Below are 11493 nucleotides of genomic sequence, written 5' to 3'. Positions count from 1 at the left end.
CTAAGAAACTGATTAAATAATCAAGGTCAAGAAAGCTGACAATTTTGATTAAACTCGCAAAGCTTGGAGATCGCCCTTTCCGCGATAAGTTTTCTCCTTTCTGACTTTGTCTTGCCAATCTCCGCCTCGGGAAATAAACCAAAGTTTATATTCATGGGCTGAAAGTCTTTTGTGCTTGGGTCAGATATATACCTTATCAAGGATCCGATAGCTGTTTCATGCGGAGGAACGACAGTTTTAAAATCTTTTACAATTCTCAAGGCATTAATTCCAGCAAGTAGGCCCATGGCTGCCGATTCAACATACCCTTCAACGCCTACTATTTGACCTGCTAGCATTATCTTTTCATTCCCTTTTATCTGAAGGCTTGGATGAAGAACTTTTGGTGAGTTTATAAATGTATTTCTGTGAACGCTCCCGTATCTCATAAACTCCGCATTTTCTAGTCCTGGTATTAACCTAAAGACTCTTCTCTGTTCAGGATATTTGAGCTTTGTTTGAAATCCTACGATATTGTACATTGATGAAGAGTTATTTTCCTTCCTGAGTTGGACTACGGAAAAAGGTCTTTTCCTTGTTCGCGGATCAATTAAACCCACAGGTTTCATTGGGCCGAATCGCAAAGAGTCTTTACCCCTTTGCGCTAAAATTTCAATGGGTAGGCAGCCTTCAAAATAGATTTCCTTTTCAAAATCCCTGATTTCGACCTTTTGTGCATTTATAATTTCATCTACAAATTTATCGTATTCATATTCGTTTAAAGAACAGTTTAAATAATCACCCTCTTCATCAGAACCCTTCCCGTATCTTGAACCCTTAAAGGTCTTTGAAAGGTCGATTGATTCTGTGTCTATTATAGGAGATATTGCATCGTAGAAATAAAGATTTTCCGATTCAGTGAGCTGAAGTATCTTTTGAGTCAAATGATTTGAAGTAAGAGGTCCTGTGGCTATAATTACCGGCCCTTCATTGACGGAAGGAATTCCTTTGACCTCTTCGATAATAATTTCGATCAGATGATTTTGTCGCAACTTTTTTGTTAGATAATCTGAGAACTTTTCTCGGTCAACCGCCAGGGCTTGACCAGCGGGAACCTTGGTCATCTCGGCAGCTTCCATAACTACTGAGCCCAGTCTTTTCATTTCCTCCTTCAGGACTCCGCTGGCATTTATCAATGAACTTGATTTGAGAGAGTTGCTGCAGACGAGCTCCCCGAAAAGTGATGTATTATGTGCGGGCGTAAAAACTTTTGGTCTCATTTCAAAGAGTCTTACTTTGATACCATGCCTGGCTAAATAATATGCGGCTTCTGATCCTGCTAAACCAGCACCGACAACTGTTACGTTTCCACCGGATGACATAGCGCTTAATACTACCTGAGATCATGATCGGTTCAATAAAAGCAATCCTAAACGATTAATTAGCTTAGGTCTCTATAGATGAATCAAATAGGAAGTCTTCTTCAATTTCTTTTTGTGAATCTGTTTTTATCGAATATCCTTTTAATTTAATGTATAATAGAAAAATTAATTATTGACAAACGAATGGTTATAACTTAGATATTTTTTAATTTGGAGAGTATTATTTATATAAAGTAGTCTTCTTAATTATGGAGCAGCAAAAAAGCATTCTCACAGGCGATATATTCTTAAAGGAAGAGTTGGTTAATCCTCACCAGCTTCAAGAAGCCCTTGAGGAACAAAAAAAAAGCGGCGATAGATTGAGTGACGTGCTTCTCAGCATGGGCTATATTGATGAATATCAGTTAGCCACATACCTGAGCAAGCAATACGGTGTGCCGGCGATTAATCTCGACAATTTTGATATTGACCTGGAAGCCCTAAAATATGTGTCAAGAGAATCCGCTATAAAATACAATCTTATACCCATAAATCATACCGATTCTGCTTTAGTCATAGCGATGTCTGATCCCTCAAATATTTTCGCAATAGATGAAATTAAGTTTGCCACGGGTCAAAGCGTCGAAGTTGTAGTTGCAACTGAACGCTCAATAGAAAAATCAATACATGAGTACTACGGAACTGAAAGGGAATGGGAGGAAACAGTACGGAATAAGGAAACACATAAAGCAGTAGACAAGCTAATTGGTGAACTTAAAGATTATTCCGTAGAAATCAAATTTGACGAGGACATAAGCGTTAAGGAGTTGGAGAGGGCTTCGGGAGAGGCACCCGTAATTAGGCTCGTAAACCACTTGCTCTTAGATGCAATGAGAAGGGGGGCGAGTGACATTCACATAGAACCTTATTCAAAGGATTACAGGATAAGATATAGAATCGACGGCGTTCTCTATGACATCATACGTCCACCCACGAAGCTGAGAAATGCGGTATCGTCGAGGATTAAGGTTATGGCGAATTTAGACATTGCTGAAAGGAGACTACCTCAGGATGGACGAATAAGAATTAAATTTGGAAAGGATAGAAATGTAGAATTCAGGGTCTCGGTCATACCCACACTCTTTGGAGAAAAGGCGGTTATGAGGATACTTGATCAGGAATCTCTTCAACTCGATTTAACAAAGCTGGGTTATGATGAAGAACAACTGAAAGAGTTTAGGCAATCCATATTTAGACCATTTGGAATGGTTCTGATAACCGGGCCCACAGGTAGTGGAAAAACAACCACTTTGTATTCAAGCCTGATGGAATTAAACAGTACGGAAGTCAATATTTCCACGGCTGAAGACCCTGTTGAATATAGCCTTCCTGGAGTAAACCAGGTCCAGGTCCACGACGATATCGGGCTTACGTTTGCTTCTTGTCTAAGATCGTTCCTAAGACAGGATCCAGACGTGATACTGGTGGGTGAGATCAGAGATTACGAAACTGCAGAGATAGCTATTAAATCGGCGCTTACTGGGCATCTTGTATTGTCGACCCTCCACACAAATGACGCACCGTCATCGATTACTCGACTTCTTAACATGGGTGTGGAGCCATTTCTGGTTACAGCTTCTTTGAATGCAGTTGTAGCTCAAAGGCTGGTCAGGAAGGTCTGTAAGGATTGTAAGGTTGAGTGCGATGTTTCGCCTCAGGTGCTCATCGATTTGGGTGTACCACCGAAGGAGGTTTCGGATTTTGTAGTTTATAAAAAATCGGATAATGGTTGCAAAAAATGTTTGGGGACAGGCTATAAGGGAAGAATCGCGGTATACGAAGTAATGGTTATATCAGAAGAACTTAAGGAATTTATACTTAGTGGTGCTTCGGCATACGAAATCAAACGTGAAGCAATGAGACAGAAAATGAAAACACTAAGGCAAAGCTCTCTTAATAAGCTCAAGCAGGGAATCACTACCATTGAAGAGGTTGTAAGAAATACCGCTAATGATAATTAAAAGGGGGTTGCGATGGCAGTAGCATTTTATGAGCTATTAAAAGTAGTTGTGGAAAACGGGGCTTCAGATCTCCATTTGGCGTCTGGTGCGCCGCCTATGTTGAGGATAGATGGCAAGCTTGTACCGGTGAAACATCCACCACTCACCCCTTTAGAAACAAAGGATTTGTGCTACAGCATTCTTTCCGATGCGCAGAAACATAGGTTAGAAGAGAACTGGGAGCTTGATTTCTCTTTTGGTATCGAGGAGTTAGGAAGGTTTAGGGGAAACATATATACCCAGAGGGGGGCAATATCGGGAGCCTTTAGATTACTACCGGTAAAAATTAGAAATCTTCAAGAACTGGGCCTTCCTCCGGTGGCATCCCAGCTTTTGAGGAAGCCAAGGGGTCTAATACTCGTTACCGGTCCTACAGGATCCGGAAAAACTACTACACTTGCCGCGATGGTTGATCAGATCAACAATGAGAGACACGAGCACATTGTTACCATTGAAGATCCGATAGAGTATATTTTCTTCCACAAGAATTGCATAGTCAATCAAAGGGAAGTTGGCAGTGATACGAAGAGCTTTAACAATGCTCTAAGGAGCGTATTGAGGGAGGATCCGGACGTAATTCTGATTGGGGAAATGAGAGATCTGGAGACAATCAAAGTTGCTCTTATTCTGTCAGAAACTGGCCATCTTACCCTCGCTACTCTACACACAAACACGGCAGTACAGACAATAAACAGAGTCATAGATGTATTTCCTCCACATGAACAGTCACAGATCAGGGCTCAGCTTTCGTTTGTACTCGAGGGAATCCTTTGTCAGACACTTATTCCAAAAATTGGGGGCGGTAGAGTTCTAGGTGTTGAGGTGTTGGTGCCTAATCCCGCAATAAGGAACTTGATAAGGGAGGATAAGGTTCATCAAATATATTCGCAACAACAGATTGGCCAGGAAAAGTGGCAGATGCAGACCCTTAATCAAAGCCTGGTTGATTTAAATCTCAGGAATCTGATAACATATGAAGATGCGATGGCTAAAACACAGGAGCCAGATGAATTAAGGAGAATACTTGCCGAACGGTCTGCTGCTAGAGCTGAAAGAATTGCTAGACGTTAAAATTATTCAAGGAGATTTCGAATTATAGGAGTCTAGTCATGCCTGTTTTTGCTTGGGAAGGAGTTGTTAGAGGAAAAATTCAGAAGGGTGAGATGGAAGCGCCAAGCAAATCTGCTGTTCTTACTCGCCTCAGGCAAATGCAGGTTAAGCCGATACCCAGCAGGGTGAAGGAAAAGGGAAAACTTTTTAGTTTCAACATTCAACTGGGCGGAGTCTCAACAAGAGAACTCGTTGTTTTTACAAGGCAGTTGGCTACCATGATTGACGCAGGACTCCCGCTTGTCAAGTCGTTAGAAGTCCTATCCTCTCAACAAAATAACGCGAAATTTAAAAATATAATATCCTTGGTTAAGGAAGAAGTCGAGAGTGGTTCAGCTTTTGCCGATGCACTTTCAAAGCATCCGAAAGCTTTTGATAGTCTATATGTGAACATGGCTAGGGCAGGCGAGGCAGGTGGTGTTCTTGATGTAGTGCTTCTGAGACTTGCGATTTATTTAGAGAAGATTGAGGCCATTAGGAGAAGAGTTAAGGGTGCCTTAATTTATCCAGCAATTGTAATACTCGTTGCTATACTCGTGCTTTCTCTTGTAATAATATTTGTTGTTCCCACATTTGCTGAGGTCTTCAAAGATTTGGGTACGACCCTTCCTACACTTACTCAGTATATTATTAACATCAGTTTTTTTGCGAGGAGTAATATTCTCTACATTATCGGATCAATTATGCTTATTTCGATATTTATAATTCTACTCTATCGTCGCTCAATTAGGGTTAGGAGGATTTTCGATTATTTTCTCCTAAAACTTTGGATAGTGGGAGACCTAAGGCTCAAAATAATTATTGCGAGGTTTTCCAGGACTCTGGCTACACTTATCGCTGGTGGTATTCCAATTTTAGATGGATTAGAAATAACTTCAAAAGCATCGGGTAATATAGTTGTTCAAGAAGCGATACTGGAAGCGAGGAAGAGTGTTAGCGAGGGACAAACGCTCGCCCAGCCGCTTTCAATAAGGCCTCAGATCTTTACTCCGATGGTAGTTCAGATGATTTCTGTTGGAGAACAAACTGGCGGTTTAGAAGAAATGCTTAACAAGATTGGTGATTTTTACGACGACGAAGTGGATGTTGCCATAGCCGCTTTAATGTCAGCACTCGAGCCTGCAATAATTGTATTTTTAGGAGTTACTGTAGGGGTTATTGTAATTGCGATGTATCTACCAATGTTCAAACTCATCTCAACACTTGCTTCTTGATTTTTGAATTGCAAATTCTATATATCTTGTCACAGGGCCAAGAAAGTCATTCGAGCAATAATCTCATAATTACATGCTATCATGTTACCTTTGTAAAGGAATGTACTCCCCCCTGAGCCTGAAATAAGTTCAAACAAAACCCAATGACAAGGAAGAATTATGGCCGTTCGGTGGGAGCGGTTGCTACATTCTCTCTTCAGTATAAAAATGACAGTTTCTGAAATGTCATCAATGACTAAAATGGGTGTCTTTGACCAAGATGTATGTCTTTAGCCACCCTTATGCCCTTCGGCTTCCCGCAGGATTACACACTACCCGAAAAATTTGATTAATGATTAAAACTGAGCACTTTTGTATTTCTATTGGCTATAATATTTATGGGTTCTAGTAATATAATTATTTTGTTGATTTCCTACCTGAGTTGATACTTGACTGATCAAATTAATAAGGCAGTCAGGGGTTGGTAGCAGATTGCGTGATTGCGATCGAATTGATGGAATTGTCATTTATTGAAATTGTTGGTTCTTTTCTTAAGATAAAGCATTTTGGTAACGGTTGTACTCTAATGTCTTATGATTGAAAACTGAAGCCCATATCGTCACTTTGATACAAACGGTCCAGAAAACAAGGTTAGGATCTATGTAGATATTTAAGATTATCGCGTTGGCTGAAATTGATAAGTACTATATCCAATCATATGAGATCGGAGGCGAATTATGGGGAATGAACCGAGCAGGATCATAGTGGTCGACGATGAACCAGGCATAAGAGAATTTCTGGGCATGATGCTTAACAAAATTGGCTATATGGTTGAAACTGTGGCAGACGGTAGTGAAGCGATTAACAGGATGGAAAATAATCTTTACGACTTAGCTGTTCTTGACATCGTAGTGCCAACAATAAATGGCATTGACCTGTTAAGAACAATAAACGAAAAGAGTCCCGAAACGAGCGTAATAATGATTACGGCATACGCCTCACACGAAACTGCTTTAGAAGCAATGAAGCTTGGTGCCTATGACTACATTGCAAAACCGTTCAAGATTGATGAATTGAAAAAGGTAATAGAGGAGGCACTCGAAAAGAAAAAGAGCGATCGCAAATGTCTAAGATTGAAAAAGGAAATGGAGAAACAATACGGCTTTGGTCATATAATTGGGAATAGTCCTTCCATGCTCGGAGTCTTCGACCTCATTAAGAAAGTATCGAAGCTAAATGTAAACGTTATAATATCGGGTGAGAGCGGAACGGGTAAAGAGCTTGTAGCTTTGGCGATACACCATAGTGGGATAAGGCATGCTGGTCCGTTCGTTCCTGTTAATTGTGGTGCACTACCAGATTCCCTTATCGAGAGTGAGCTTTTCGGTTACAGGAGAGGTGCCTTTACTGGAGCCCTTAGAGATAAAAAAGGAATTTTCGAGATTGCTGACGGTGGTACCATTTTGTTGGACGAGATCGGCGAGTTATCCCCACACCTTCAAGTAAAACTTCTGAGGGCAATTGAGGAGAAAAAGATCAGACCCTTAGGCGCATCTGAAGACACTAAAGTTGATTTAAGAGTTATTGCAGCCACGAATAAGAAAATTGAGGAAGAGGTGCTAAATGGTAATTTTCGTGAGGATCTATTCTACAGACTTAATGTAATAAAGATATCACTCCCACCCTTAAGAGAACGTAAGGAAGATATACCGTTATTGGTTTTACATTTCATCAATAAGTATTCGAAGGAGATGGGGACGGACATTCATGATATTTCTCGGGCTGCACTTAGCATATTGGAGAGCTATCAGTTCCCTGGAAATGTCAGGGAGCTTGAAAATATAATAGTGAGGTGTATAGCGCTTGAAAACGCTGATCTGATTCTTCCAGAGACATTACCGAATCTTGTTTATGGGGAAAATTTAGTGGAACTTGATAACTACAACTATTCAAAGATGGGTTTGGATACCATACTCAATAATGTCGAAAAACAATTGTTAGGTAGTGCTCTAAAAGCTAGCAAAGGAAACAAAACAGAAGCGGCAAAAAATCTCGGTATCTCCTTGCGTTCGCTACGGTACAGATTATCAAAGCATGAAATTAGTACATCTCAAATGCATTTATAATTACATCTTATATTTTCCAAAATCACCTGGTGGAATCTTATCGAGAAGATCGGAAAGTTTTTCTTTACTCTCATCAAAATCCAACTTCTTGGATTTTTCAAAAACCTCGTCTTTGACCCAAATGCTTGAACCAGTCCTTAGCGCGATGGCTATTGCATCGCTGGGCCTGGAGTCCAGAATGTATTCCTCGCTATCCCTTTTTATATGTATTTCTGCGTAAAATGTGTCGTTTCTTAAATCAGTTACCTCGACTCTTGAAACGGAAAAATTCAAGTTTTCCAATAAATTTTTCATAAGGTCGTGGGTTAAAGGCCTGACCCTTGGTGTTTTTTCAAGTTCCATTGCAATTGAACTGGCTTCCATAAACCCTATCCAGATTGGAAGTATTTTTTCTCCAGAGAGATCCTTGAGAATTACAATTGGGCTGTTAGTAAAAGGATCTAAAGCTATACCAGAGACCTTCATTTCGAATATCATAATACACCTCCGTTAGTTTTTATTGTAACAATTCTCCCCTGAGGGAGTTTTGTAGACCTTCAGAGATCCGCACATTCACTATCTTACCTTTGAGACTAAGTGGTCCAGGGGAATTAACTATTTGATTATGAGTATTCCTGCCAGATTGCCATGATGGATCATTTCTGCTCTCACCCTCAACCAAAACCTCTTCTACGGTGCCTACCTTTTTTTGATTCTTGCGAATTGTGATTTCTTTTTGAATGTTCTGTAACATAGCTAATCTTTTGTTTGAGATAATTTCTGGTACTAGTTTGTTGCTTTCGGCTGCTGGCGTTCCGGGGCGTGGCGAAAATTTAAAAGAAAAGCTGGTGTCAAATTCCACTTCCTTGATCAATTCCAAAGTTTCGTTGAAATCCTGCTCCGTTTCCCCTGGGAATCCGACTATCAGATCTGTTGTTATTGCGATATCAGGGATCGACTCTCTTAATGCCTTTATTATATCTAAATATGATTCCTTTGTATAAGTCCTCTTCATCATCGCCAATATTCTATTTGAGCCAGACTGAACCGGAAGGTGAATATGGTGACATACCTTTGGCGCCTCTCTCATGGCATAGATCATCTTTTTAGTGACATCACGAGGGTATGATGTTGTAAAGCGAATTCTAAGTAATTCTTTTATTTCTGCGACTTTTCTTAAGAGATCGCCAAATTTGTAACCGTTGGCCTTCCAAGAATTCACAGTTTGTCCAATGAGCGTAACTTCTCTCACACCTTTTGTAAGCAAGTTTTTGGTTTCAGTTAATATATCATTTAAAGGTCTATTGATTTCTTTTCCTCTCACAAAGGGGACAATGCAGTATGAGCACGTTTTATTACAACCTTGCTGCACAGATACGAATGCGGATACTTTGCCATTTTCATGATATGGTTCAACTTCGAATATCTCCTCTAAATCGAGGGAGGTTTCCACGTTTCTCATTTTCTCTTTTTCGATCTGTGTTAAGAGTTTAGGCAAACTGGGAATGGCGCGCGGTCCCAAGACAAGGTCTAAATGTGGGATCTTTTTCAGGAGCTTTTCTCCGTAGAGTTGAGCGACACACCCGGCAATACCAACTATTAAGTTTGGATTTTTAGCTTTTAAGTGTTTAAATCTTCCCAAACTGCTGAATGCTTTTTGATCGGCTTTTTCTCTTATGGCGCATGTATTAATGATAACTACATCGGCTTTTTGAGGATCTTGAGTTATCTCTAAGTCGACACTATTCCTGATCCTGTCCGAATCGTATTCATTCATCTGACAGCCATAGGTTTCCAAGTATAGAAATTTTTTATTCATTGCTTACCTTACAATTTAACGCTATAAGATCCTCAAGTCAACAAACTTAATATTGTCATTGACACGAAAGTTTAAATTTAGTAGGATGGTCGAATGAAATTTCTAGTTGTAATTTTATCGGAGAGGCAATTATGAGTAATGAGCTAACAGGTTTTACCGCACCAAAACCAGGTCTATTTGGTTGGTATAGGGACATAAATTCAGATCAGTGGAAGGCATTCATAGCAGCCTTTTTAGGATGGACATTGGATGCCATGGATCTTCTATTATTTGCCTTTGCGGTTTCAAGCATAGCTGAAGTATTTTCCCTTTCTCCGTCACAGGTGGGAACCATTTTCTCCGTAACACTCTTCTCATCGGCCTTCGGCGGAGCGGTATTCGGAATAGTTTCAGATTATATAGGCAGGGTTCGGGCGTTAACTTATACGATACTCGTGTATTCTCTATTCACAGGTCTTAGCGCTTTTTCCCCTACCGTGTGGTTTCTGATAGTTTGTCGCTTATTTCTGGGTCTCGGTATGGGGGGGGAATGGGCATCCGGCGAGGTTTTAGTCGCAGAGAGCTGGCCGAAGCAGCATAGGGGTAAGGTCATTGGTATGGTACAAAGTGGATGGGCTGTTGGTTACATTTTGGCAGGAATACTTGCCACTTTAATTATTCCAGGTTTTGATGTGAATGTTGGATGGAGGATTCTATTCTTGGTTGGAATAACTCCTGCTTTTTTGGTTTTCTATATCAGGAGACACCTTGATGAACCCGAGATCTGGCAGAAAACTGCAGACATGAGGAAAGAGGGGAAACTCGGTGAGAAAGGACAAAGTTTTACACTTGGACAAATTTTTAGGAGGGATTTGATCAGGTATACCATTACGGCTACGGTCCTTACGAGCTTATGTATGATAGCCTACTGGGGGCTTTATTTTTGGATTCCCCAATTTCTATCTAGGCCGGTTGAGGAGGGCGGAGTGGGATTGGGACCGAAGGGATTTGCGTGGATTATTCCGATCAATGTTGGAGCGTTTGTAGGTTGTAATACATTTGGTTGGATCAGTGATCGTTTTGGAAGACGTCCCGTTTTTGTTATTTACCTTCTTGCCATGGCTGTGTTGGTATGGTTTTTTGGACATGCAAAAGACTTGACTACGGTTCTCGTTCTTGGGCCATTCATTGGATTTTTTGGTACTGGATTTTATTCTGGTTTTGGTGCTATATTCTCTGAGATATTTCCTACTAGAGCAAGAGGAACCGCTCAGGGATTTTGTTACAACGTTGGTAGGGGTGTTTCTGCTATAGCTCCGCCGATGGTAGGGTTTATTGCTGGATTATATGGCTATGGTCATGCACTTATTACTGTAGCAGTGTTTGCAATTGCCGCAGCAATAGTTGTGATGACCCTCCCTGAAACGAAGGGAAAACAACTGGAAATTTAAGTGGAAAAAGGCGATTACTGTTGATTTTTTGTCTCTGTTTGCTAATGTCGCAAGTATACTTGTATATTGATTTGCAACTTGTAGAACACAACACGAGTTCTATAAATTTTTAATAAGAAACACAGTTGGAATTTTTTTCAATATTTTGCAGGGTATTTAAGTGCCTAATTGAGGGTCTTAAATGCTTAATTACTAGGCAGTAAGCATTTTTTCCTTCCATAAATTGTTTCAGACATCTCTTGAGTCGATTTGTCAAATCTAATGAACACGGGGAATTAGTGTTCTATCTTCTCAATGGCACAGCTTTTGCTGCACTTGACTTGGAAATCCCTCTCAAAGGAGGAAAGGGTCAGATGAAAAGGTGTTTGTTGAGATATTGGGGCATGAAGACTGTGATGTCTATGATGCTACCAATGTTATTGTTGCTACTTATGGG

At 40.4% G+C, this 11493-nt stretch carries 8 protein-coding genes; 5 read left to right on the top strand and 3 right to left on the bottom strand.

The window, feature by feature from the left end:
* Positions 1 to 26 precede the first annotated feature (26 nt).
* Positions 27 to 1361: a methylenetetrahydrofolate--tRNA-(uracil(54)-C(5))-methyltransferase (FADH(2)-oxidizing) TrmFO gene (gene trmFO / locus VGA95_06950; protein HEX9666283.1), complete on the bottom strand. Its 1335-nt coding sequence runs from the start codon at positions 1359 to 1361 to the stop codon at positions 27 to 29.
* Positions 1362 to 1609: 248 nt separating this feature from the next.
* Here trmFO and pilB point away from each other — a divergent pair, with 248 nt between their 5' ends.
* The 4 genes from pilB (at position 1610) to VGA95_06930 (ending at position 7829) form a co-directional block, all read left to right on the top strand.
* Positions 1610 to 3361 (top strand): type IV-A pilus assembly ATPase PilB, encoded by a 1752-nt coding sequence (gene pilB / locus VGA95_06945; GenBank protein HEX9666282.1) that lies wholly within the window; start codon positions 1610 to 1612, stop codon positions 3359 to 3361.
* A gap of 12 nt (positions 3362 to 3373) precedes the next feature.
* Positions 3374 to 4471, top strand: coding sequence for a type IV pilus twitching motility protein PilT (locus VGA95_06940; GenBank protein HEX9666281.1), 1098 nt, complete (start codon positions 3374 to 3376; stop codon positions 4469 to 4471).
* A 38-nt stretch (positions 4472 to 4509) separates the two neighbouring features.
* A complete protein-coding gene (locus VGA95_06935; protein ID HEX9666280.1) occupies positions 4510 to 5724 on the top strand; it encodes a type II secretion system F family protein in 1215 nt (404 codons plus the stop codon).
* Between the two features lie 716 nt (positions 5725 to 6440).
* Positions 6441 to 7829 (top strand): sigma-54 dependent transcriptional regulator, encoded by a 1389-nt coding sequence (locus tag VGA95_06930; GenBank protein ID HEX9666279.1) that lies wholly within the window; start codon positions 6441 to 6443, stop codon positions 7827 to 7829.
* Here VGA95_06930 and VGA95_06925 read toward each other — a convergent pair whose 3' ends face one another.
* Together VGA95_06925 and miaB are read right to left on the bottom strand one after the other, a co-directional pair.
* A complete protein-coding gene (locus VGA95_06925; GenBank protein HEX9666278.1) occupies positions 7830 to 8306 on the bottom strand; it encodes a bifunctional nuclease family protein in 477 nt (158 codons plus the stop codon).
* A 19-nt stretch (positions 8307 to 8325) separates the two neighbouring features.
* Positions 8326 to 9627, bottom strand: coding sequence for a tRNA (N6-isopentenyl adenosine(37)-C2)-methylthiotransferase MiaB (gene miaB, locus VGA95_06920; GenBank protein ID HEX9666277.1), 1302 nt, complete (start codon positions 9625 to 9627; stop codon positions 8326 to 8328).
* Positions 9628 to 9758: 131 nt separating this feature from the next.
* Here miaB and VGA95_06915 point away from each other — a divergent pair, with 131 nt between their 5' ends.
* On the top strand, positions 9759 to 11057 hold the full coding sequence (locus VGA95_06915; protein HEX9666276.1) for an MFS transporter: 1299 nt from the start codon (positions 9759 to 9761) through the stop codon (positions 11055 to 11057).
* Positions 11058 to 11493 lie beyond the last annotated feature (436 nt).

The organism is Thermodesulfobacteriota bacterium, assembly GCA_036397855.1.
In the GTDB taxonomy this organism is placed as follows: Bacteria; Desulfobacterota_D; UBA1144; order Nemesobacterales; family CSP1-2; genus DASWID01.
This window is presented reverse-complemented; position numbering and strand designations above follow the sequence as displayed.

Bases quoted from the DNA above. Each gene is read 5' to 3' on its own strand.
- trmFO (HEX9666283.1), bottom strand. From the start codon at position 1,361: ATGTCATCCGGTGGAAACGTAACAGTTGTCGGTGCTGGTTTAGCAGGA.
- pilB (HEX9666282.1), top strand. From the start codon at position 1,610: ATGGAGCAGCAAAAAAGCATTCTCACAGGCGATATATTCTTAAAGGAA.
- VGA95_06940 (HEX9666281.1), top strand. From the start codon at position 3,374: ATGGCAGTAGCATTTTATGAGCTATTAAAAGTAGTTGTGGAAAACGGG.
- VGA95_06935 (HEX9666280.1), top strand. From the start codon at position 4,510: ATGCCTGTTTTTGCTTGGGAAGGAGTTGTTAGAGGAAAAATTCAGAAG.
- VGA95_06930 (HEX9666279.1), top strand. From the start codon at position 6,441: ATGGGGAATGAACCGAGCAGGATCATAGTGGTCGACGATGAACCAGGC.
- VGA95_06925 (HEX9666278.1), bottom strand. From the start codon at position 8,306: ATGATATTCGAAATGAAGGTCTCTGGTATAGCTTTAGATCCTTTTACT.
- miaB (HEX9666277.1), bottom strand. From the start codon at position 9,627: ATGAATAAAAAATTTCTATACTTGGAAACCTATGGCTGTCAGATGAAT.
- VGA95_06915 (HEX9666276.1), top strand. From the start codon at position 9,759: ATGAGTAATGAGCTAACAGGTTTTACCGCACCAAAACCAGGTCTATTT.